Below are 22,704 nucleotides of genomic sequence, written 5' to 3'. Positions count from 1 at the left end.
ATCAAGAAAGTGATCTGGAACCGTGGTGTAGTTGGCCTAACATGCCTGCCTGTCACGCAGGAGATCGCGGGTTCGAATCCCGTCGGTTCCGCCATCTTAATTTTGCTTCAGGGATGAGAATCCGTTTTTGGGTTCGTCGGAGCATACACTTCGAGAGCATCAGCTTCGCAGTCTCGAACGAAGTGAGAGTATCCCGTCGGTTCCGCCATTAATTTAAAACTTTATTGTGGCTCGGTAGCTCAGTCGGTAGAGCAGAGGACTGAAAATCCTCGTGTCGGCGGTTCGATTCCGTCCCGAGCCACCATTTATCACAACTTAATATGCCGGTGTAGCTCAACTGGTAGAGCAACTGACTTGTAATCAGTAGGTTGGGGGTTCAAGTCCTCTCGCCGGCACCATGTAATCCTGGAGGATTAGCGAAGCGGCCAAACGCATCAGACTGTAAATCTGCTCCCGTACGGGTTCGGTGGTTCGAATCCATCATCCTCCACCAGTTTTTCGAGTCATTAGCTCAGTTGGTAGAGCACCTGACTTTTAATCAGGGTGTCGAAGGTTCGAGCCCTTCATGACTCACCATCATATGCGCGTGTGGCGGAATTGGCAGACGCACTAGACTTAGGATCTAGCGTCTTTGACGTGGGGGTTCAAGTCCCTCCACGCGCATCCTTTATAAGCGGACGTGGCTCAGCGGTAGAGCATCGCCTTGCCAAGGCGAGGGTCGCGGGTTCGATTCCCGTCGTCCGCTCCAATATTTTGCGCCCTTAGCTCAGCTGGATAGAGCGTTTGACTACGAATCAAAAGGCCGGGAGTTCGAATCTCTCAGGGCGCGCCATTTATAACTTCATATGCCGGCGTGGCGGAATGGCAGACGCGCTCGACTCAAAATCGAGTGGGAAACCGTGGAGGTTCGAGTCCTCTCGCCGGTATAGATAACGGGATGTAGCTCAGCTTGGTAGAGCACCTGGTTTGGGACCAGGGGGTCGCATGTTCAAATCGTGTCATCCCGATTTTTACATGCGGGTGTAGTTCAATGGTAGAACTTTAGCCTTCCAAGCTAATAGCGTGGGTTCGATTCCCATCACCCGCTTCATAGAAATACAAAAAGAGAGATGGCTTCTGCCATCTCTTTTTTTGTATTTTTTTGACGTCTCCATCATCCTCGGAACACGTACTCCCATGATAGTAACTTCTCGGATCATAGCTTTATCAACAGTGGGATAATACACAATACTACAGTGGTATAGCTATGTTTATTTGCATTTTGTAAAACGCTTACAAAAATATCTTGCCTAATCCTTCAGCCTGTAATACTATATGAATTAAGCGCTTAACCTTCAGGGGTAAGGCGCTTAAACTTAACTTAGATTAAGCGCTTAACCCGTAAAGGGAAGGGAGATGATCATTCCATGACAACCATTAGACTGACGATGGCTCAAGCACTGCTCCGATATCTGGATCAGCAATATATTTCCGTTGATGGGGTGGAAACCAAGTTTGTGAAAGGCGTTATCGGCATTTTTGGTCACGGCAACGTAACTGGTATTGGAGAGGCGCTGGAGCGTAGTTCCGGAAGCCTGACGTATATGCAGGGTAAAAATGAACAAGGCATGGTACATACGGCAGCAGCCTATGCCAAGCAGAAGAACCGTAGACAGATTTATGCCTGCACAACGTCGATCGGACCAGGAGCACTGAACATGATTACCGCAGCGGCAACCGCAACGGTCAATCGGATACCCGTTTTACTGCTTCCGGGTGATAACTTTGCCACGCGTGAGCCAGATCCCGTGTTGCAACAACTGGAGGTAAGCGGCGATTATACGATTTCAGCTACTGACCCGTTCAAAGCGGTCAGCAAATACTGGGATCGCATCGTACGTCCCGAACAGCTGATGATTGCCGCCACGCAGGCGATGCGCGTGCTGACGGACCCGGCGGAGACGGGCGCGGTAACGCTGGCGCTGCCGCAGGATGTGCAGGCAGAGGCGTACGATTACCCTGAATCGTTCTTCGCCCGCAAGGTGCATTACCTGGACCGTCGTCCTCCGGTCCAGGCAGCAATTGAACGGGCAGCGCAGCAGATTGCCCGTGGCAGGAAGCCGCTGATCGTAGCAGGCGGCGGTGTGTTGTATGCCGAGGCATCCACACAGCTGGCTGAATTCGCCGAGGCATTTGGCATTCCGGTTGCCGAGACGCAGGCTGGCAAGAGTGCCTTGGCGTGGGACCACCCACTTTATGTGGGAGCTATCGGCGTGACCGGCTCGCTGGCTGCCAATAGGCTTGCCAGAGAAGCGGATGTGGTAATCGGCGTCGGCACCCGGTTCTCGGATTTTACGACGGCGTCCCGGTCTGCTTTTCAGCATCCCGAAGTGGCATTCATCAATATTAACCTGAACGGCATGGATGCCGCCAAATTGGGTGGCGAAGCGATTCTGGCGGATGCACGGGAAGGTCTGCAAGCTTTGCAAACGGCTTTAAAGGGACGGCAGTACCACAGTGGATACGGCACATCCGAGATCGCCAATCTGCGGGATGAGTGGAACGCCGAGGTAGATCGACTCTACGAACTGCAGCATGAGGCAGGACTGGCACAGACAACCGCGGTCGGTGTTATTAATCGGACCATTGACCCTTCTTCCGTTATTGTTTGTGCGGCGGGAAGTTTGCCTGGAGACTTACACCGTCTGTGGCGCGCTTCTGCACCCAAAACATACCACATGGAGTACGGCTTCTCCTGTATGGGCTATGAGGTAAGCGGGGCATTCGGGGCAGCTCTTGCAGAGCCGGAGCGTGAAGTGTATGCCATGGTGGGTGATGGTAGTTACCTAATGCTGCATTCTGAACTGGTGACTAGCTTACAGGAACAGAAGAAGATGACCATTTTACTATTCAACAACAATGGATTTCAGTGTATTCATAATTTGCAACGGGAGCACGGAAGTGACGGCTTCGGTAATGAGTTTCGCTATCGGGAATCGGAGAGCGGACGACTGACCGGGGATTACATGCCTATGGATTTTGCAGCCCATGCCCGCAGCCTTGGAGCCAAAGCCTATAAGGCAGAGACGGCGGAACAATTGGAGCAGGCGATCAGAGATGCCCGGAATGAGACCGTGACTACACTGATCGAAATTCCAGTCGTACCCGGAACCAATGCAGGCGGATATGAGTCCTGGTGGAATGTGGGCGTGCCAGAAGTATCCAACGAGGAAAAGGTGGTAACGGCTCACCACGCCATGCAGGCAAACCGTGCCAAAGTTAGACTCGTTTAATAGACCTTTTTGCATAAATTCAAAGAGTGTCTTTCACATCTGCATGATTCAGAGGGGAATGCTTCACGCGTATATATGTTGTATGAATCAGGGTGCTTCTTCCTCTAAATATTTTCACCCAGCAAAGAGTTACATCGAATGATGCAAAAATGTTGAACCACAAAAGGAGACGTGGAGCCATGAACAAGCTGCCATTTCAGCTCGGGATTCATCCGATCAACTGGGTCGGAGAGGATGTAAAGGAGCATGGTGATGCAACAACATGTGAACAGATTCTGGATGACATTCAGCGACTTGGTCTGACAGGTACGGAGATGGGACGCAAATATCCCACGGATCCAGACACATTGCGGGAGGAGCTGGGCAAGCGCAACATCCGCCTCGTTTCCCAGTGGAAATCGGTATTGTTCTCCGACCCGGCATATCGTCAGTCTGAACTGGACAGCTATCGCAGACACGCGGAGTTTCTGCAATCGATGGGCAGCAAGGTGATTAGCACAGCGGAAGTAGGCGGTTCCCTGCATTTCGATCCAAGGCGGACACCGCATGAGAAAGAAGTACTGAGACTCCGTGAATCAGAATGGCACATCCTTACTGAGGGGCTGAACGAAGCAGGTGCCATCGCCCGTGAGCACGGGTTGAAGCTGACGTACCATCATCATGGTGGTACCGTTGTTGAGCAGCCGGATGAGATCGATAAATTGATGGAACTGACTGACCCATCTCTTGTTTATTTGCTCTATGACACAGGTCATGCTTACTATGGCGGAGCCGACCCGTTAGCTCTCCTACGCAAGCATTATGATCGGATTGCCTATATTCATCTGAAGGATATTCGTCCTCAAGTGCTGGAGGAAGCACGGGCGGAACAGTCTGATTTTGTAGGCTGTATTCGTAAAGGGGTTTTTACGGTTCCCGGAGATGGTTGTATTGATTTTGCACCGATTCTGCAGGAGTTGGTCACACGGGGGTATGATGGCTGGGCGATGCTTGAAGGGGAACAGGACCCTGCGATTCATAATCCGTATGAGTATGCGCGGCGATCGTTGCAATATATGGAGACCTTATACCAGCACAGCTGATAAAGCCATGGCCATCGGGAGAGAGCCATACCATGAGGTAAACCGGATTATGAGTGTGAGTTTGATGAATGTATCATTCCAAATCCCATTACAGAAAGGGGTTCAAATACAATGACTTACGTATCCTTTCCTGATTCCAGGAAGATGGATTTCACCGCGATTGGCCGTCTGTGCATCGACTTGAATGCCAATGAGATCAATCGCCCGATGGAAGAGACGATGACCTTTACGAAATATGTGGGCGGATCTCCGGCTAATATCACGATTGGCATGTCCAGGCTCGGTATGGAAACGGCATTTATCGGCAAAATCGCGAATGACCAGATGGGCAGGTTCATCAACAGTTATCTGGAGCGGAACGGGATCGATACGTCAAATGTGGTAACGGACGATACCGGAGCGGTGACAGGACTTGCTTTTACCGAGATCAAAAGTCCAACTGATTGCAGCATCCTAATGTACCGTGACCATGTGGCTGATCTGCTATTGCAGTCGAGAGAGGTTCAGGAGCAGCTGATTGCCGACTCCAAAGTGCTGCTGATCTCAGGTACTGCCCTCGCCCAGAGTCCATCACGTGAAGCGGTATTCCAGGCACTGGCATATGCGAAAAAGCATGGCACAATCATTGTGTTTGATCTGGACTATCGTCCTTACACATGGACATCAGCCGAAGAGACGGCGGTCTATTATAACCTCGCAGCCGAGAAATGCGATATCATCCTGGGCACACGTGAAGAGTTCGACATGATGGAGACGTTTGACCATAATCCAGACCATAGCGATCAGGTGACCGCGCAAAAATGGTTTGACTTCTCAGCTAAAATTGTCGTCATCAAACATGGCAAGGAAGGCTCCATTGCCTATACCGGTGAAGGGCTATCTCATCAAGCGGACAGCTACCCTGCGCGTGTGGTGAAGACGTTTGGAGCAGGTGATTCCTATGCGGCGGGATTCCTGTATGGGTTGATGCAGGGATGGACGATTGAACGCAGCATGGCGTTTGGCAGTGCGGCTGCGTGTATCGTTATCTCCAGCCATAGCTGCTCGGATGCGATGCCAACGGTGGAACAAGTGAATGACTATATCGAACGCTGCAATCGGGGCGAAATTACGGTGTCTTGAAGCGTGTTGAAGTACTTGGAGTACATGGAGTACATGGAGTGATTCGACGCAACGCACATATAAGCGAAGGGAGACAGGGCTATGGGAAAAGGAATTTCGGAAGCGTCAGCAACAGCGACAATGGTTCAAAACTGGATCGGGGGTGCCTGGGTGACCCCGGCGGCAACCCGTACGGAGCCGGTCGTAAATCCGGCTACGGAAGAGGTCATTGCACACGTTCCGCTGTCTGAACAGGCGGATGTGGATTTGGCCGTCCAGACGGCACGGGAGGCATTCCCGTCCTGGAGTGGCACACCGGTTCCCCGCCGTGCACGGATTCTGTTCCGCTACCAGCAGCTGCTGGTGGAGCACTGGGAAGAACTCGCACGGCTGGTTACGCTGGAGAACGGTAAAAGCTACGCGGAAGCTTACGGCGAAGTGCAGCGCGGCATTGAATGCGTCGAATTCGCGGCAGGCGCCCCGAACCTGATGATGGGCAAACAGCTGCCCGACATCGCCACGGGGCTGGAGTCAGGCATGTATCGGTACCCGATCGGTGTTATTGGGGGAATAACCCCCTTCAACTTCCCGATGATGGTACCGTGCTGGATGTTCCCGCTGGCGATTGCGTGCGGCAACACCTTTGTCCTGAAGCCGTCGGAGCGCACACCGCTGCTGGCAGGTCGTCTGGCCGAGCTGTTCAAGGAAGCAGGGCTTCCGGACGGCGTGCTCAATATCGTTCACGGTGCGCATGACGTCGTGAATGGCCTGCTTGAACACAAGGATGTTCAAGCGATCTCTTTTGTCGGATCACAGCCTGTGGCTGAATATGTATACACTACCGCATCCGCACATGGCAAACGGGTACAGGCGCTTGCTGGTGCCAAAAATCACTCGATCGTTATGCCGGATGCCGATCTCGAATTGACGGTGAAAGAAATCACCAGTGCGGCCTTCGGCTCAGCCGGAGAACGCTGTATGGCCTGCTCGGTTGTTGTCGCCGTGGGCGATGTTGCTGACACGTTGGTGCAAAAGCTGGTCGAAGCGGCAGATCGCATCACCATTGGTAACGGCATGGATGAAGGGGTATTCCTGGGTCCTGTCATTCGTGGCCCACATAAGGAACGTACACTTAGTTACATTGAATCCGGAGAACAGGAAGGCGCTGCTCTGATCCGGGATGGTCGTAAAGATGAAGCGACAGGCAAGTCCGGTTATTTCGTTGGTCCGACAGTATTTGATGAGGTGCAGAGCACCATGAAGATCTGGAAGGACGAGATTTTTGCACCGGTGCTCTCGGTAGCGAGAGTGGCTACGCTGGAGGAAGCAGTGGAACTGGCCAACCGTTCCGACTTTGCTAACGGAGCTTGCCTGTTCACCCGCAGTGGAGCAAGCATGCGCCAATTCCGTGAAACGATTGATGCAGGCATGCTGGGCATTAACCTGGGCGTACCTGCGCCAATGGCATTTTTCCCTTTTTCCGGCTGGAAGAAGTCCTTCTACGGTGATTTGCATGCCAACGGTACAGACGGCGTTGAATTTTATACTCGCAAAAAGATGGTTACTGCCCGCTGGTAGTCACTCAGGGCATACCCAGCCAATGGAAGAACGTTGAGTCCACATGGACACATACAGGGAGGATAACGGAATGGGCAAGGATAAAGTGAGAATAGGCATCATCGGCGCTGGGCGGATTGGTAAAATTCATGCGGACAATCTCCTGCGCAACCCGCATGCCGAGATTGTTGGCATCAGTGATTTGTTTGCAGGACCCGAGCTGGAGGCGTGGGCTTCCAGCCGTGGTATTCCGGTGGTAACGACAGATAGCAGCCAGCTGATCGCCATGCCAAATGTAGATGCAGTACTGATCTGTTCCTCAACAGATACGCATGTACCCCTGATTGAACAGGCAGCCCAGGCGGGCAAACACATTTTTTGCGAGAAGCCGGTCAGTATGGATCTTCATCAGACTCAGGCAGCTGTTGCAGCCGTGCAGAAGGCAGGGGTAAAGCTGCAAATTGGATTCAATCGTCGCTTCGACCATAACTTCAAACGGGTACGTGCACATGTGCAGGAGGGAACGATTGGTGATCCGCATATTATCAAAATCACTTCTCGTGACCCGAGTCCGCCGCCAGCGGAGTACATTCGGGTGTCTGGCGGAATCTTCATGGATATGATGATCCATGATTTCGACATGGCCCGGTATCTGTCCGGGAGTGAGGTGGAGGAAGTCTATGCCCAGGGCAATGTGCTGATTCATCCTGTATTTGCCGAACACGGCGATGTGGATACGGCCATTGTGACGATGAGTTTTGAAAATGGAGCAATTGGCGTCATAGATAACAGCCGCCAGGCGGTATATGGATACGATCAGCGAGTCGAGGTATTTGGTTCGTTGGGCAGCGCCGCAGCTGCGAACGATCATCCGAATACGGCAGAGATTAGTACAGCGACCGGATTGATGCGCGACAAGCCGCTGCACTTTTTCCTGGAGCGATACAACGAAGCGTACGTGCAGGAGACAGCTCTTTTCATCGATGCGATTCGGAACGATACACCTGTCATCGTAAACGGGAATGATGCCGTTCAGGCAGAACGCATCGCACTCGCCGCGCGCATGTCCATGGAACAAGGCAGACCTGTGAAGCTGCGGGAAGTCCCGGGGATGTCGGTGGAATCGCAGACGGTTGCCCCGTAGGGCCATTTTCATAACAAATTCATTTCATCTAATAGACAGTCATCAGGATGAAGGATAAATACCGGAAGGAGTGGCAGGAAGCATGTCAGAACGCGTAGTAAAACCTGTGTTGAATCCAAAAGCAGACGGAACGTTGTTGACGGTCACGCCAGAGTCTGCGGGATGGGAATATGTTGGGTTCCAGGTGGTGCAGCTTGCGGAGGGACAGACCCTAACTCGTGAGAGTGGAGATCAGGAACTCTGCCTTGTGCTTCTCAGCGGCTTGGCGAATGTAAGTACTCGTGAATATACGTGGGAGAAAATCGGGAAAAGAATGAGTGTTTTTGAGAAAATTCCTCCGTATTCGATTTACGTATCCAGTTCAGATCGAGTGGAGTTAACAGCTCATACCGCATTGGAGATTGCCATATGTGCGGCACCAGGTAAAGGCACGTATCCCGCTCGTCTGATTGCCCCGGAAGATGTAGGTGTTGAGACGCGTGGTTACGGCAATCTGGAACGACAGATTCACAACATTTTGCCGGAACAAAAAGAAGCAGACAGTCTGCTCGTCGTTGAGGTGTTCACGCCAGATGGACATTGGTCGAGTTACCCGCCGCATAAACATGACCGGGATGCACTGCCTGATGAGTCGTTACTAGAGGAGACGTATTATTTCCGAGTGCAGCCTGAGCAGGGGTTTGCCATCCAAAGGATATACACAGATGATCGAGCTGTAGATGAGACGATTGCAGTGAACAACGGCGAAGTTGTGCTTGTTCCGTGTGGATACCATCCGGTAGGTGCTCCTCCGGGATACGAGGTCTACTATCTGAATGTGATGGCAGGACCAACCCGGACCTGGAAGTTCCATAACGACCCGGACCATGATTGGCTGATGAATAAAAAGTAGTATCGGCTTCAAGTTGCGTATGCGGACTTCCCCCTGCATAATGAGAAGATAACGATTACCTATATATAAGGGAATTTATATATAGCACAAATGGGGAAATAATAACAATGAAAGCAACCATATATGATATCGCACGCGAGGCGGGGGTATCCATTGCAACCGTCTCACAGGTTATTAACGGCAAAGGTAAAATTAGCGAGAAGCGGCGTGCCGAGATTATGGAGATCATGGAGCGGCTTCACTACCAGCCGAGCGCTATTGCTGCTGCACTTACGGGTAAGCAGACATACACGCTCGGGCTGCTCGTGCCCGATATCTCCAATCCGTATTTTGCCGAGCTGGCCAGAGCGGTAGAAGATCGCAGTCGGCAGTTGGGTTATAGCGTCGTGATTTGCAGCACAGACAATAAGGACGAGCGGGTAGAGCGGTATTTGAATCTGCTTCAGCAAAAAAGGGTCGACGGCATGATGATCGGAACAGGTATCGACAATGCCGAGATTCTCTCTCCACTCCTGCAGCAGTCGATACCTGTTGCTCTGATTGCCCGTCATATGCCGTCGTTGTCGGTACATACCGTTGCGATCGATGACAGGCTTGGCGGCGCCTTGGCAGCACAGCATCTGCTTGAATTGGGTCATACTCACGTAGCGGTGCTATCGGAACCGTTCAAAGTCAGCAGCAGTCAGGAACGTGTACGCGGATTTCGTGAAGCATTGGAGAAGGCGGGTTATTCTCTTGAAGGCAATCGGGTGAGAGAGTCGTCTGCCGATCTGGGTTCAGCCAAAAAAGAGGCGCTCGTGCTGCTCACGGAAAAAAATCGTGCCACAGGTATCTTCTGCTGTAACGACATGCAGGCGATTGGTGCGCTTCAGGCTGCCAAAGAGTTAGGCCTGCGTGTGCCTGAAGATGTATCCATCATCGGATTCGATAATACGATTCTGGCTTCGGTAACCAGTCCGCCTCTGACGACGGTTGCCCAACCTATTGAGGATCTGGGGCGTCGTGCCGTTGATCTATTAATTGATGAGCTGAAAAATGAAGAAAATTCACCGCAGAAAATTGTCCTGAAGCCTGAATTGGTCATTAGAGACTCGACAGGGAATGTATCAGCTCAATCTGAGGACACAGTCACATAATCGGATACTCCAACGATTCAGGAAAGATCAACACAATAAAAGCATACAAGTTTCCACAAATATATACGTCGTTCATACCAAACAAGCCGCGTGCCCCTAAGGGTGAACGCGGCTTGTTTGAGTTAAATCTTGAACTTCTTCACTTCCTCGTACAGCGTATTGGCATGCTGCGCCAGCTCATTGGAACGTTCCGAGATGCTGGTAATGTAATTGAACTGTTCCTGCGTGGAAGAAGCAACCTCTTCCGTGGAAGCCGCGCTCTGCTCCGACATGGCTGCAACACTGGAAATCACTTCGGCAATCTTACCAGAGCTATCATCCAACTCGGTCGTAGCAGAGGATACCAACTGAAGCTGGCTGTCGATGCCGTCAATGGATTGTTTGATTCGGGTAAACGACTCCCGCATCTCATGCACAGCAGCTACCTGCTGCTCAACACCTTGTTCAGCCGAAGTTACTTCACTCACGCTTTGACGACTTGCCGCCTGAATCTCATCCAGCAGAACAATGATATCCTGTGCCGAGTTCGAAGACTGCTCGGCCAGTTTCCGCACTTCTTCGGCAACGACAGCAAAGCCGCGTCCGTGTTCACCCGCTCTGGCTGCTTCGATGGAAGCATTCAGGGCGAGCAGATTAGTCTGGGAGGCGATGCCCCGAATCATGCCAACAATATCCTCGATTTTCTGCGACTTGTCCGCCAAAAGCGTGATCGACTCACCCACCCGATCAATAGAACTCCGATTGCTGTCCGCAAGTTCCACCTGATGGTCCACGGCTTGCAATCCGGCAAGCATGGCTTCTCCTGCTTCTCGCATCATCGTTACCGATTGTTCAACACTGCGGTTAATGCCGCCAACACTATTACTCATCTCGGACAGTTGACTTGAACCGTCGTAGACCGATTCCGCCTGTTTGCTTGACCCTTGCGCGAGCTCATCTGTGGCGATGGAGATCTGTTCGGCAATACGTTTGGTATTGTCCGTATGCTCTTCCATCTCACCCGAGATGCTTTGCACCCGGTTAGCAGAGGAGGCGACCTGTTTCAGCAGCAAACTGAGTTGAGTGGACATCTGATTGAATGCCGTACCTAACTCCGCGAACTCATCTTTACCTTTGATCTGCACCCGACCGGTAAAGTCACCACTCGACATCAGTCTGGAGGTCGCCCCCAAGCTTTTCAGTGGTTTGATGAATAGTGTTGCAATCCAGTATGCTGCCGCCATAACAACGATTAGCGTAACAGCGATAATCAGAATGTAGTTATTTCGTAGTTCATAGTATTCTGAATAGGCTAATTTCTCGGAAATAACTGAACCGATTACCCAGCCCGTGCTGGGGATTTGATTATAGAACAGCAGATAATTCTCACCATTGTAGTTAAAATTCTTCTCCCCTGACGGGTTTGCCTGCATATCGGCCAGCAGTGGTTTTAATTCAGCATTGTCAGATGCCGAGGTATTCACCTGTTTCTCGTCAGGGTGAGCCAGAAGCATTCCTTTTTTATCGATTAAAAATGTATAACCTAGCCCGTCCAGATTAATTTTCCCCACCGTATCCGTAAGGGTAGAGAGCAGTAAATCCCCTGCCACTACGCCTTGCAGCTGTCCCGTTTTATTCAGGACCGGCATCGCCATGGACACCGCATATTGCTTCGACATCATATCCAGATAGGGATCAGAGAATACCAGTTGATCGGCCTGCTTCGCTTCCTGGTACCAAGGACGCTGACGTGGATCATACCCCGCATCAGGTGTCCAGTCTGAACCATTCATGAAATGACCGTCTTGTTCTGAACCAAAGTAAAGATCCGATAGACTCTCTTTGTTACTGCCCAGCTTCATGATGTCAAAATAATCTTCGTTCAGTTGTCCAGCCGGAATTCCTTCCTGAATCACAAACCCTAGTGTTTCCACAACTTTGGCATTACTGCTGATCCAGCCATTCAGTTCGTTGGCCGCCGAGGACATTAATCCAGTTAACTTGGAATCAACATTACGAGTGGCTTGTTTCTCTGTTTGGTATAAGCCTAGTGTTGCCAGTGGAATCGCCGTAATGAGTACAGCGGACAGAAACATCATCATTAATTTCGGTTTAAGTTTCATCCAATTCTCCCCCTTTGATGTCCTGCTAGTATAGGCAAAGCCGATAGCTTATGTAGTATATCGACATTTTTTTCAAAAAAATAATATAGATATTTATCAAGTTAGTTAGCATTATATAAAATTTAAAATGAAGGATTATGAAGAGGTTTTTTCTTTATAAAGTACTTGTATTTAGTGGGTTATTTTAATGATCTAGAACAATATTTGGATGAGATGTTATACTTATAATGGAAAATTTTATTCCCTGTTTTACCCAACGGTGAAAGGAGACTTAATGAAAAAAAGAACCAAAACCATTCTTGGTGTGGTTGTTCTACTCGTGATTGCAGCTATTGTGTTACCAATGTACATTTCGAGACAACATACCACCTTTCGAGCTGAAGTCACGGATCATATGAGTATGCTGGATACACTGGAGATTCTGGTTATCAAAAAAATACCGACCACCGATCCATACGATGAAAAAGAAGTGACTATTAAAGATCCCAAAGAGATTAGAAAGGTGTTGAAGCTTGCGAAGGATATCGAATTAAGAAGACTAACGGAAACAGATATCTCAGGGCGATCCGAGGGGAAGCCGTATTACTATGACTGGCAGATTTTGACTAAGAAAGAAGATCAATTTACAGTAGGCTTTGGAATTACGTTTTATAACGAACATGCCGTCTCTATCTATAGCGGATATAAAACGAGAGACAAGCTTGAAAATTATGAAATTACCAATGATTTTAATTTAAGTGAAATGGAACGCCTATTTACTAATTTGAAGGAGGGAAAGGAATGACGGAGTATCAATTACGTCCGATTGAGGAGCAGGATATCCCTTTTCTGTGGGAGATGTTGTATGCATCCATGTTCAAGCGGGAGGGCGAAGAGCCTTTTGATCCTGAGATCATTCATAGCCCCGGCATGTCCAAGTACGTTGAAGGCTGGGGGAGAGATGGAGATTTCGGATTTATCGCCGTGGATTCTCAGGGCAAACGTATGGGTTCGGTTACGTTGCGGTTTTTTAATGATCAGAATGCGGGATATGGTTATGTAAATGAGGCTACACCTGAGATGGGAATGGCCGTGATTGAGACAGCGCGTGGCAAAGGAATAGGTACCCGTCTCATTCAGGAGGCATTAGAAGAGGCTCGAAAGCGGGGAATTGACGCCGTTTCGCTCAGTGTTGACCCGGACAATGAAGCAATTCGGCTTTATCAGCGTTTCGGATTCGTCGAACAGGGCATGTGCGGCACATCTGTAACGATGGTGTGTGTGATGAACCCATGATCTTATCGCAAACATGATAAACATATTCATTTCATATGGAGAGTTTGAAAATACAAAAGGCGTTCCCCTCATTTGCTGGGAAGCGCCTTAAGATATGACTGCATGCTCCTCACACCGTATTTCCTTTATGCTCACATAACAGCCCTTTTTTAATTAGTTTAATAAAAATGCCAAAGCGTCATCATATGTTTCCCACTGGAATTCGGTCTGATGCTGCGATTCTTTGGAGATCCGGTTTAGCTGCATTTTGGCAATCGCTCCGCCAACCGCTACACTAGCACGCTTCATGCCCCACTGTGCCAGCAGCTTCTGGTGCTCCACCATTTTCTCTTTTGTATCCTGAGGAAATGCCTTCATATTGCGCATGTCCACCAGCACATCAAATGAGTTACCCAATTGCTCCGCTATTTTTTTTATCTCAATATTTGTTTGTTCCACCTGTTCAGGAGTAACCACCCCTTCCCAAACTATTTCAATAATAGGTTTAGGTGAATTCAATCGTTTTACAGACATTTGGCAACTCCCTCGCGATAAAATATTATGTACTATATAAGTCTATTGGCCTATTAATTATACCCTCAATTTGCGGAGATGAAAACAAAGTTCACTATTTTCTAATACTTATGAACTATGTCCTCCTAGCAGATACAGTTTCAGGGAACGAATGTTGATGAGCTAAACCAGACATCAAACATAAAAAGCCGCCCAGTCACGAAGAATCTGGACGGCTCTTAACAATGTCTAAAAACCAATCTTCAAGCTGCTGCCCTCTGTCGCTATTCCTTCCGAGCGGTTGATGGGCAGCTTTTGTTCTGCGGAGAAGCCAATCGTCTCGCCGTCATGCAGAGTTACATCGTTTTCAACAACATAAGTCGCAGTCATATACATCATTTCAAATACTTCACTTAAGGGCTTTTCGGATTGAGTGATTTCCATCTCCTCTTTCCCGAAGTTGCGTAGCCCATAAGTATAGGCTGATGCGCCTTCAGGACTTTGGAATAATCCGATGAAAATCCAGAGGGAGACGGGCAGTTCATCATCCTTGATTCCACGACTGATGTCCACGTACTGACCTGCTTCCACCACCAGTGGCGCCATATATATAGCCAGCGCATGGTCAAGCTGGAGCAAAGCACTCGCTGTTTGGGTGAACAGAATATGTGCCTGTATGGCGTCAGTTGCATTCAGTACAGAGACAATAATCTGAGATTGATGTCTTGAAGTGACTTGTACTGCGTCCCGCCACAGCACATTTAATTTGGCATTTTCCTCTACTTCGTGGTCAGGAATTGGAGCATTAATATGTGCACACACGACTTGCATTCCATTCACTTCGAAAAAAAGATTGCCTTCCTCCGGACGTTCCTCAATCTCAATATTCCACTCGTTTTTCATCGTGCTAATAAAGTGATCAAAATTACAATCTTCGTGCTCCAGCAAAACAAATCCGACGATAGTTTCACTATATGGAGCAGTATGTACGGCTCCACCTGCGGTCGCGTTTTCCTTTTTGCGGCGTCGAAGCTTGTCAAACAGTCCCATGAAACGTTCTCCTTTCCAGACCCATCACATGATCAGGCATAATCCGATGCCTTTATAACCATACCTTACCACATTGGAGCTTTTAATGAATCCCGGTATGGTACTGCCCATCAGGTGATCAGAGGAAAAGAACGAGAAGTAATGCAATGATCGCAGGCAGCCCTTGTTTGATAATGATGGACCGAGTAGCGGTTACACCTCCGTACAGGGCGGCGATAATGACACATGCCAGGAAGAAGATCTGAATATGCTGTCCGACGGATGCATCCGGATAAACGAGTCCCCAGATCAAACCTGCGGCCAAAAATCCATTGTACAGACCTTGATTGGCTGCCATGGACTTGGTGGATTCGGCTAGTTCAGGGGTAAGACCGAACGTTTTCATCGTGCGTGGACGGGTCCACAGGAACATCTCCATCACCATGATGTAGAAGTGCTCGATGGCTACAATAGCCACGAAAATGATACTAATCAAAAGAAACACCTTGCTTTCTTATATGTCATTTATTTACTTGTCCTACTCAGTATAAATGTTTACCATCCGAACTGAAAGTATAAATTTAATTTTACACAAATTAATTGTGTGAATTGTTTATGGATTCATGATTTTCATTAATAATGACGCCACGGATTAAGTACAAAGATAAACATACGCTGATTGTCGAAAATCCATTCATTGGGTAATAATGAACAATAAAGAATATGAAATTACTCATGGAAAAGGGGGATTAGCGTGGGTGTGGGAACCGTTCAATTCGTCCTGCTGGCGGATGATCCATCAACATTTGTTACACGAGTCGTACCTTTTATTGATATTGAACTCGCTGGAATTCCGAATGACCGGCATTATGGTCTGTTGCGCCCAGCCGACTCCCGCCAGAAAATATACAAACGGGGAACGCCGGTTGCAAATCGCAGGCAAATCAGTATTGTCTCGGAAGAGGAATGTGCTCTCATAGCACAGAAGATGAATATTCCTGAAGTACGTCCGGAGTGGCTCGGCGCCAACCTATTTGTCCGTGGTGTTGAAAAGTTGACGGAGCTTCCTGTCGGGACCCGACTTCTGTTTCCGGATGGAACCGGGCTGATCTGCGAAGGGGAGAATCTGCCTTGTGTACACCCAGGGAAAATCATTGAGCAAGTCTACGAGCAGGATGGGTTGCGCAAAAAGTTCGTGCCAGCCGCCCGCAAAAAACGCGGAATCGTCTGCTCAGTCGAGCGTGAAGGCGTCATCACCACCGGAGATACCGTCGAAGTTGTTCGCCTGTCCTGAGGCTTCAGGACAGGTTTTTGCATTGCAGTCTAGTCCTTTGCTTCGACTGCAGTTCATCTCACTTTATCCTCTGGAATGGACGTAATCTTCAGGTGTGCTGCCGATGATGGACTTGAAGTCTTTGATAAAATGTGACTGATCATGATATCCAAGGTCCTGGGACAGCTTAACCAGATCGCAATTCACACCCCGCTCCATCAGCTCAGCAGCATTTTGCAGGCGGTAGAGTTTGATGACCATTTTGGGGCTGATGCCCACATACTGATTGAACAGGCGCTGGAGCTTTCTTGTGTGCATTTTCCAGGAGGCAGATAAGTCATCGACTCTTAACATATCCCGATGCTGTTCAATATACAGCACAATCTGGCTGACCAGAATGGCTTGATCATCAGGAGGAGGGAGGTGTTTACAGAGAAGCTGATCCATATAACTGACTTTGTCCGCATCACTTTCATCTCCGAGCAGACGTTCTTCGAGCAGTGGAGCATCGACACCAAGCACACCAGAGACATCCAAGGGGTTCCCATACAATGTGGAGACGGGATTACGAATGAATGGATAGAATCCGCCAGGCTTAAACTTCACCCCAAACACGGTTCCTTTTTCACGGACGAGATAGGAGAATTTCTGTCCGGATGGACCAAAGAAAAAGGTGTTTCCACGCTCTACCACCAGATTGACACATGGATTGGGAACCACATGTTGAGGATAAGGATCATGCCCGGTAAGATCCCAGGAGACGATCCAGAAATGCTTGACCAAAGAACTCAATGCCTCGGAAGGGGCATACCGTGTCAGGCAATATCTTTTGTCGCCCTCATCCAGTTTCAGAAGACCCATACTGGGTCTGATCGCATGATCCTCGTGTTTCATCTTGTCGATTCCTCCAGGTATCTAGTCAATTCTGCTTCGTTACGAACCATACACAATTTATGTTGGTGAGGCTGCAAAAACGCCATGATTAGCGCCTTTTCCTTACGGTCATGATGATATCTCCATGTATACATCTTCCAGAGCATGGTGAATGTCTGTCGGTAATTTCCCTGTTCCAGCCCGAGCTTCTGTACTGTGAAACGTTTGAGAATGCGCACATTCCTTTTCCACACGGGGGTATTTAAATAGACGATAAGATCAGCCTGCTCAAAACTGCTTGCTACCCATTTATAGTGCACACCTTCAATAATCCACTGATTGGAATCCACAGCTTTTTGCAGAAGGGTGTCCCGTGTCTCCGGACTATTGCGAATATCCTGTCCTTGAGGTACACGGTGCCACACTATGTTGTCGAGCTCATAATAAGGAAGGTCTAACCTCGCGGATAAATGGCGGGCCAGTGTAGACTTGCCGCTACCGACTGAGCCGATAATATGTATTTTGTTTGGCCTGAGTTTGATCATGGATTGTTCACCGATCATTCCGTAACCAGTCCCCTTTGTTATTTACCTTTGCTCCCTGAACAGCAACGCACGAACAGCGAAACGTGGCAAAATAAGTTGTCTGCGCCATCTGGAAGGCTGGCTGAGCAGTCGATAAAGCCATTCCAAGTTAAGCTTCTGCCATATGGCAGGTGCTCGTTTGGTTTTGCCGGCCAGAATATCCAGGCTTCCCCCGACTCCGATGGCTACACGAGCATTGAGTTGATGGCGATATTTGTTGATCCAGTGTTCAGCATGGGGTGCTCCCAGGGCCACGATAAGAAAATCAGGTTGTGCCTCGTGAATCTCTTCTACAATGTTTTGCTCCTCGCCCGTTGTGAAAAATCCATGATGTCTGCCATGAACAATGACGCCCGGATAGTTTTGCGTAATAACTTCTACAGCCCGCTTACTGACACTTTCTTCTGCCCCGAGCATATAAAAGGACCAATTCTTCCTGCGTCCTTCCTCCAACAAACGAAAAAGCAGGTCACAACCTGTTACCCGTTCGGTCAATTGTCCACCCCGAAAGCGGGATACCATAACAATGCCCGCGCCGTCAGCGGTAATAAGCCCTGCCTGATCCACGACCGAACGAAGCGCCTGATCCTTCTGGCAGGACATGACGATTTCCGGATTGCCTGTGATGACATGGAACAGTTCGGATTGTCTCTGATCGACTACATCACCAAGAATCGTAACCGTCTGATCCATAGTTATATTGGGAAAAGGAATTCCCATAATATTTGTTGTTTGGTTCATATATTTGTTCCTTTCGAGCTCGATCTATTCGTTCCTACCGGTGTCTATTTCCTGTTATTTCATTCCATTTGAGTATATCTGATCTCCTGGCATTGCACTATAGAATGTTTTCGTTGTCTATACTTGCTAGAAACAAATAAATAGATGAAGATTATCGGAATAAACACTAGAGCGTATCTGTTTTATTAACCTTTTCTTACATATATTACAACTACCCTGCCCGTTAGTACTCTCGGCATACGGTTATGCTTCCAGTTAAACTGTAATGAGGCATGAGGATCTCCCTTTAAAAAAACAAAAGCCGCTAGAAATATAGCGGCTTAAAAGGAACAAAATCTTTACTCCTACATATTTAATCGAAGGTGATTGTTTCAATAGCTCCTGCAGGGAATGAACCATATGCAGCTTCCCGAACGTCTACGCTATCTCCAGGTTGAAATGTAACTACTTGTTGTGGAACGAATTTGATCCATTCTTCACCATTCTTCGAGTACTCAATAGCTGACGTTGAAGCAGAAAGGGTATTCCCTCCTTTAAAAATGTTCACTTTAGATTTAAAAGTGAAACTTTTGGCTGGGGCTGCTGGGAGGTATTGTCCTCCTTTTTCACGAAGCAGAATGGTCAGATCCCCTGGAAACTGAGGAGGGTTGTTTTCATCATATGTTGTCCACGTCTCTCCATTATCTGATGAGTATTCCATGGCTGATGAAATGTAATTTGTATCAAAAGTATTACTTATATCATTTATGCCGGCATACATCACAACATTATCTACAAAAGAGACAGTCTTTGCTTTACCTGCAGGCACTTGATTTACTGGATCAGCCTGAACGCGTACCTGTACAAAAACGCGACCTGGGAAGATGGGAGGATTCTCTTCATCATAGTTATGCCAGTTTGTTCCTCCATCCACAGAGAACTCCATAGTTGAATCTGCTCCAATTAATATATTTTTTGCGTCATCATTATCGATGGACGGTTGTTCAGGCGCAGCTGGCAATGTATCTTTTAATGTGATATAAATTGGGGCAGTTTCTGTACCATCTTGAAGTAAGGCACGGACTAACAGTTGGGTTGCCCCTTCAGGAATCGATGTTCCTTCAGCAATCGTATATCGGTTGGATCCATCCTTATCCACTCGATTAATGGAAGCAATCTCTCTACCTTGACTTCCCCAGATAATTTCATATGAACTCACTTTGTCCTCATTTACACCAGGTGTCCAAACTACGTCTCCCCCAATAAGTCCTACTCTTGTGTCAGTATCTGAAAAATTCAGTGTAGTTGGAGCAGAGGATACAACTTCGTATGCTAGATCGTAATAGCTGCGAATTTGAGCAATGCCAGTAAACTCCCCTTGTGGCAATTGTTCTCTGTATTCTAAAATGATTTTGCCAATCTCAATTCTAGAAGCTGCGTTTAAATTATTGAATGCAGTTAAATCAATATTTAATGCTGATGCATAACGCTTGATATATGACTCCATTAAGGAAGCACTTTGCGCACTATTCAGGGAACGAATAGCAGTGGCTTCATTGGTGCTTGGTGCAGGATATTGTTGATTAACGGCTTCTACAATTTCTTTAACATCGCTGTAGGTTGTGTACTTCCCGGCTTGTTCTGCGAGAGCCTTCTGATAATGCTGAGCATTAAACTCAATCAAGCCTAATTCTTGTTTTAACGGAGAAGGGTATGCTTCAAGAAGGTGCATAACCTCTTCAGCCTGGGTTGGATCAACAATGCTTCCTATTTCGATAGCGAGCTGTTTGGTAATAAGATTCACGACTTCCGGACCTGTATAAGTCCCAAACCCACCAAACCCATGAGCAGTAGGTGTACCGTTAGAGCTTGTAAATTTAATAGACAGAGCATTTTTTACATAGGTCCAGTCTAATCTATAGGAAGTTCCATCTCCCAGTGTGACTGGGTCAAAGTTTAAATTAAGGATAGGCATATCCGGAATAGTTAAATCCCACTCTATCGAATTAATTTCAATAAAACCATAACCATAGTTTCTGAGATGCCCGCCTTCTACAATAGCAGATGGATCGGTCACACTAGTAATTGGTGGTGTAAGCACACCAGTGAACTGAATCCTAATTTGTTCAAGGTTTTTCTTTTTAAATGGCAAGATATCCTCACTATTAGGCAAGTAATTGCTTACCGACATGATATAGCTAGGTTTAGTTTCTTCACCTGTATCGCTATTTTTGAAAACGGCCCAAATACCATATGCTTTTGATTGCTCTAAGCCTTCAATTTTAAAGGTTGTTAATTGGTTAGCTGTTGCTTGTACAACGCCGTTTGCAAATGGTACATCTTCAGTAAGTGTTCCATTCTTTATTTGCTCTGCAGTAGGGCGTACATTATCATCTAACCGAACGGCCATATAATAGATCGTCCCCGTTTGGTTTACGGTGACTAGGCCATCAGCGGATGTTTCCATTCGGTTCTGATAACTAGTTCCTTCAATAAAAGGATATCCTGTTGAAGGTGTAGGCGTTGTTGGATTTGTTCCAGGGTTAGACGGGCTTGTCCCCCCTGAACTGCCTCCATTTGCTCCACTATTAGAGGAACCTCCTCCCCCGGTGACCGGTGGTGTATAGCTTGGATTCGGTGTCCCGTTAATTGTTGCAATTTGTGATTTAACTTTATCGTAATTCAAAATCACTTGTTCTGGTGAGACACCTTCTGGAAGTACAATTTTTTGGACAATTACATTCGCTGGAAGAGATACTTTTGCTGAACGTTCGTTAACGGTGACCGTACCAATCACTTTGGCGTTTTGAACGTTGATCGCTCCGGAACCTTGGATGGTCATAGAATCAATATGACCTGTCCCGGATATTGTTATTTCTTTATCACCGGCGTTAACCTCAAGATTACGAATATGTGCATATAAAGAAGCGTTCTGTACTCCTTGACCTATACTCACAGTTTCATAGGTTATGGAGTTATCTCCCCATAACCCTGAGAGCTTGGATTCGATCTGTACTTCTTTAACTACTGTCTTGTTTAAAGACTCAACACGGACATCTTCTTTGGCAATTCTCATATTTTGAAGATTCGATTGGTCAAAGACAACGGTGTTATCGTCTCCACCATTTACATATGTAGTCCCTAATACAGATATTTGTTCCGCGTAAAAATCGTTATTCACTTCAGATGATATTTCCAAGTTGCCTTTTATAGAGATATTCTTAATTGTTATATAATCTGCAGCAACAGTCAGGTCTTTTTCAACAGAGATTTTACCCCCGTCGAGTACAAGGTTTCCTGAAAATTCAGGTTTTCCTGAGACTGCAGCCTTACCTGGAGTTACAAGCTTCAATTCAAGTACTTGTGTAATAACGCCATTTTCAGCTTTAAATTGAATGCCTGCGTTTTGTAGAACAGGTTCATTCTTGGATGTGAATAATGCCTTCAAATTATCTGCTACTTGATAGGTCTTATCTCCAATAATCACATTTTCATCATTAATTTTCTGTATGAACTGAAGATTACTCACACTGTTTTGTGAATCGAGTCGAATTAAAATAGCTGCTAATTCTTGACGAAGCACATACTGTTTAGGATAGAAGCTACCATTACTACCTGTCATTAAGCCGGAAGATACAACAGAATTAACTGATTGTTTAGCCCATGTAGAGATGTTTTTTTCGTCTTTTAGATTACTTAGTTGGCGCTCTTCTTCTTTAGGATCTATATCTTTATTTTGAGTAATACGGGTTAAAATAGCTGCTAATTCTTCCCTTGTCACAGAGTTCTTTGGACGGAAGTAACCATTGTTATCTCCCAGCATCCAACCATGATTATGTACTGCATCAATAGCTTGTGCACTCCATGTTTCATTTGGAACATCAGAGAACGTTGTGGAGCTAAATTCCTGTACAGGTAGTTGCATTAATTTAGTGATGGCCATTGCAATTTCTTGTCTTGAAACTTCTTGAAGTGGATAAAACATACCCTGCCGATCTCCGCTAAGCAATCCTTTTTCTTGTGCTTCTTGAATAAAGGATTGAGCCCATGAGGATGCCTTACTCAGGTCTTTGAATGAGGTGGTACTGGATTCTGCAAAAGCACTTGAACTGCTTAATGTGAGTGCAATCGTTGCAGCAGCAGCAATACCAAATTTTTTGGGATAAATCAAT

General features: G+C 47.4%; 18 protein-coding genes and 11 tRNA genes. 21 read left to right on the top strand and 8 right to left on the bottom strand.

The window, feature by feature from the left end; translation table 11 throughout:
- Positions 1–16 precede the first annotated feature (16 nt).
- From BMY78_RS32050 to BMY78_RS31965, 18 genes are all read left to right on the top strand, one after another.
- A tRNA-Asp gene (locus tag BMY78_RS32050) sits at positions 17–94 on the top strand.
- 134 nt (positions 95–228) lie between these two features.
- Positions 229–304: transfer RNA gene (locus BMY78_RS32045), tRNA-Phe, on the top strand.
- 18 nt (positions 305–322) lie between these two features.
- Positions 323–398 (top strand) — tRNA-Thr (locus BMY78_RS32040).
- A 9-nt stretch (positions 399–407) separates the two neighbouring features.
- Positions 408–493 (top strand) — tRNA-Tyr (locus BMY78_RS32035).
- A gap of 7 nt (positions 494–500) precedes the next feature.
- Positions 501–576, top strand: a tRNA-Lys gene (locus tag BMY78_RS32030).
- A 6-nt stretch (positions 577–582) separates the two neighbouring features.
- A tRNA-Leu gene (locus BMY78_RS32025) sits at positions 583–663 on the top strand.
- A gap of 10 nt (positions 664–673) precedes the next feature.
- Positions 674–748, top strand: a tRNA-Gly gene (locus tag BMY78_RS32020).
- Positions 749–755: 7 nt separating this feature from the next.
- A tRNA-Arg gene (locus BMY78_RS32015) sits at positions 756–832 on the top strand.
- 15 nt (positions 833–847) lie between these two features.
- Positions 848–926, top strand: a tRNA-Leu gene (locus BMY78_RS32010).
- 7 nt (positions 927–933) lie between these two features.
- Positions 934–1,007: transfer RNA gene (locus BMY78_RS32005), tRNA-Pro, on the top strand.
- Between the two features lie 9 nt (positions 1,008–1,016).
- Positions 1,017–1,087: transfer RNA gene (locus BMY78_RS32000), tRNA-Gly, on the top strand.
- A gap of 319 nt (positions 1,088–1,406) precedes the next feature.
- On the top strand, positions 1,407–3,272 hold the full coding sequence (iolD, locus tag BMY78_RS31995) for a 3D-(3,5/4)-trihydroxycyclohexane-1,2-dione acylhydrolase (decyclizing) (RefSeq protein ID WP_090905425.1): 1,866 nt from the start codon (positions 1,407–1,409) through the stop codon (positions 3,270–3,272).
- Positions 3,273–3,451: 179 nt separating this feature from the next.
- Positions 3,452–4,354 (top strand): myo-inosose-2 dehydratase, encoded by a 903-nt coding sequence (iolE, locus tag BMY78_RS31990; RefSeq protein ID WP_090905423.1) that lies wholly within the window; start codon positions 3,452–3,454, stop codon positions 4,352–4,354.
- Between the two features lie 111 nt (positions 4,355–4,465).
- Positions 4,466–5,476 carry a 5-dehydro-2-deoxygluconokinase gene (iolC, locus tag BMY78_RS31985; RefSeq protein ID WP_064642883.1) on the top strand — a complete coding sequence of 337 codons (1,011 nt, stop codon included), beginning with the start codon at positions 4,466–4,468 and terminating at the stop codon, positions 5,474–5,476.
- Between the two features lie 81 nt (positions 5,477–5,557).
- Positions 5,558–7,033, top strand: coding sequence for a CoA-acylating methylmalonate-semialdehyde dehydrogenase (locus BMY78_RS31980; RefSeq protein WP_305729145.1), 1,476 nt, complete (start codon positions 5,558–5,560; stop codon positions 7,031–7,033).
- Between the two features lie 70 nt (positions 7,034–7,103).
- A complete protein-coding gene (gene iolG / locus BMY78_RS31975; RefSeq protein ID WP_090905421.1) occupies positions 7,104–8,156 on the top strand; it encodes an inositol 2-dehydrogenase in 1,053 nt (350 codons plus the stop codon).
- A gap of 82 nt (positions 8,157–8,238) precedes the next feature.
- The gene (iolB, locus tag BMY78_RS31970; RefSeq protein WP_090905419.1) at positions 8,239–9,048 is read left to right on the top strand and encodes a 5-deoxy-glucuronate isomerase; all 810 of its coding nucleotides are present in this window, start codon (positions 8,239–8,241) and stop codon (positions 9,046–9,048) included.
- Positions 9,049–9,155: 107 nt separating this feature from the next.
- The gene (locus BMY78_RS31965; RefSeq protein WP_090905417.1) at positions 9,156–10,184 is read left to right on the top strand and encodes a LacI family DNA-binding transcriptional regulator; all 1,029 of its coding nucleotides are present in this window, start codon (positions 9,156–9,158) and stop codon (positions 10,182–10,184) included.
- Between the two features lie 122 nt (positions 10,185–10,306).
- Here BMY78_RS31965 and BMY78_RS31960 read toward each other — a convergent pair whose 3' ends face one another.
- Entirely contained in the window at positions 10,307–12,286 is a 1,980-nt protein-coding gene (locus tag BMY78_RS31960; RefSeq protein ID WP_090905415.1) for a methyl-accepting chemotaxis protein, read from the bottom strand.
- A gap of 274 nt (positions 12,287–12,560) precedes the next feature.
- On the opposite strand from BMY78_RS31960, the gene BMY78_RS31955 reads away from it, so the two are divergent.
- Positions 12,561–13,070 (top strand): hypothetical protein, encoded by a 510-nt coding sequence (locus tag BMY78_RS31955; protein ID WP_090905413.1) that lies wholly within the window; start codon positions 12,561–12,563, stop codon positions 13,068–13,070.
- Positions 13,067–13,561, top strand: a complete 495-nt coding sequence (locus BMY78_RS31950) for a GNAT family N-acetyltransferase (RefSeq protein WP_090905411.1) — start codon at positions 13,067–13,069, stop codon at positions 13,559–13,561. The genes BMY78_RS31955 and BMY78_RS31950 overlap by 4 nt, the downstream gene beginning before the upstream one ends.
- Positions 13,562–13,714: 153 nt before the next feature.
- On the opposite strand, the gene BMY78_RS31945 is transcribed toward BMY78_RS31950, so the two are convergent.
- The 3 genes from BMY78_RS31945 to BMY78_RS31935 all read right to left on the bottom strand — a co-directional run bounded on the left by BMY78_RS31945 (position 13,715) and on the right by BMY78_RS31935 (position 15,578).
- The gene (locus BMY78_RS31945; RefSeq protein ID WP_090905409.1) at positions 13,715–14,074 is read right to left on the bottom strand and encodes a hypothetical protein; all 360 of its coding nucleotides are present in this window, start codon (positions 14,072–14,074) and stop codon (positions 13,715–13,717) included.
- A 228-nt stretch (positions 14,075–14,302) separates the two neighbouring features.
- Complete coding sequence (locus BMY78_RS31940) at positions 14,303–15,103, bottom strand: DUF4261 domain-containing protein (protein WP_090905407.1); 801 nt, start codon at positions 15,101–15,103, stop codon at positions 14,303–14,305.
- A gap of 118 nt (positions 15,104–15,221) precedes the next feature.
- Entirely contained in the window at positions 15,222–15,578 is a 357-nt protein-coding gene (locus tag BMY78_RS31935) for a DUF1304 domain-containing protein (RefSeq protein ID WP_177185942.1), read from the bottom strand.
- Positions 15,579–15,842: 264 nt separating this feature from the next.
- Here BMY78_RS31935 and BMY78_RS31930 point away from each other — a divergent pair, with 264 nt between their 5' ends.
- Positions 15,843–16,376: an MOSC domain-containing protein gene (locus BMY78_RS31930; RefSeq protein WP_090905432.1), complete on the top strand. Its 534-nt coding sequence runs from the start codon at positions 15,843–15,845 to the stop codon at positions 16,374–16,376.
- A gap of 63 nt (positions 16,377–16,439) precedes the next feature.
- Here BMY78_RS31930 and BMY78_RS31925 read toward each other — a convergent pair whose 3' ends face one another.
- The 4 genes from BMY78_RS31925 to BMY78_RS31910 form a co-directional block, all read right to left on the bottom strand.
- A complete protein-coding gene (locus BMY78_RS31925; protein WP_090905403.1) occupies positions 16,440–17,249 on the bottom strand; it encodes a helix-turn-helix domain-containing protein in 810 nt (269 codons plus the stop codon).
- Positions 17,246–17,791: an AAA family ATPase gene (locus BMY78_RS31920; protein ID WP_256222574.1), complete on the bottom strand. Its 546-nt coding sequence runs from the start codon at positions 17,789–17,791 to the stop codon at positions 17,246–17,248. Before BMY78_RS31920 ends, BMY78_RS31925 begins: the two co-directional genes overlap by 4 nt.
- A 24-nt stretch (positions 17,792–17,815) precedes the next feature.
- A complete protein-coding gene (locus BMY78_RS31915; protein ID WP_090905401.1) occupies positions 17,816–18,553 on the bottom strand; it encodes a WecB/TagA/CpsF family glycosyltransferase in 738 nt (245 codons plus the stop codon).
- Positions 18,554–18,905: 352 nt separating this feature from the next.
- Positions 18,906–22,703, bottom strand: a complete 3,798-nt coding sequence (locus tag BMY78_RS31910) for a DUF4073 domain-containing protein (protein WP_090905399.1) — start codon at positions 22,701–22,703, stop codon at positions 18,906–18,908.
- Between the last annotated feature and the right edge of the window lies 1 nt (position 22,704).

It is taken from the genome of Paenibacillus sp. OK076 (assembly GCF_900110055.1).
Lineage (GTDB): Bacteria > Bacillota > Bacilli > Paenibacillales > Paenibacillaceae > Paenibacillus.
This window is presented reverse-complemented; position numbering and strand designations above follow the sequence as displayed.

Bases quoted from the DNA above. Each gene is read 5' to 3' on its own strand.
- BMY78_RS31925 (WP_090905403.1), bottom strand. From the start codon at position 17,249: ATGAAACACGAGGATCATGCGATCAGACCCAGTATGGGTCTTCTGAAA.
- BMY78_RS31955 (WP_090905413.1), top strand. From the start codon at position 12,561: ATGAAAAAAAGAACCAAAACCATTCTTGGTGTGGTTGTTCTACTCGTG.
- iolC (WP_064642883.1), top strand. From the start codon at position 4,466: ATGACTTACGTATCCTTTCCTGATTCCAGGAAGATGGATTTCACCGCG.
- BMY78_RS31945 (WP_090905409.1), bottom strand. From the start codon at position 14,074: ATGTCTGTAAAACGATTGAATTCACCTAAACCTATTATTGAAATAGTT.
- iolD (WP_090905425.1), top strand. From the start codon at position 1,407: ATGACAACCATTAGACTGACGATGGCTCAAGCACTGCTCCGATATCTG.
- BMY78_RS31915 (WP_090905401.1), bottom strand. From the start codon at position 18,553: ATGAACCAAACAACAAATATTATGGGAATTCCTTTTCCCAATATAACT.
- BMY78_RS31980 (WP_305729145.1), top strand. From the start codon at position 5,558: ATGGGAAAAGGAATTTCGGAAGCGTCAGCAACAGCGACAATGGTTCAA.
- iolG (WP_090905421.1), top strand. From the start codon at position 7,104: ATGGGCAAGGATAAAGTGAGAATAGGCATCATCGGCGCTGGGCGGATT.
- BMY78_RS31920 (WP_256222574.1), bottom strand. From the start codon at position 17,791: ATGATCGGTGAACAATCCATGATCAAACTCAGGCCAAACAAAATACAT.
- iolB (WP_090905419.1), top strand. From the start codon at position 8,239: ATGTCAGAACGCGTAGTAAAACCTGTGTTGAATCCAAAAGCAGACGGA.
- iolE (WP_090905423.1), top strand. From the start codon at position 3,452: ATGAACAAGCTGCCATTTCAGCTCGGGATTCATCCGATCAACTGGGTC.
- BMY78_RS31940 (WP_090905407.1), bottom strand. From the start codon at position 15,103: ATGGGACTGTTTGACAAGCTTCGACGCCGCAAAAAGGAAAACGCGACC.
- BMY78_RS31950 (WP_090905411.1), top strand. From the start codon at position 13,067: ATGACGGAGTATCAATTACGTCCGATTGAGGAGCAGGATATCCCTTTT.
- BMY78_RS31960 (WP_090905415.1), bottom strand. From the start codon at position 12,286: ATGAAACTTAAACCGAAATTAATGATGATGTTTCTGTCCGCTGTACTC.
- BMY78_RS31965 (WP_090905417.1), top strand. From the start codon at position 9,156: ATGAAAGCAACCATATATGATATCGCACGCGAGGCGGGGGTATCCATT.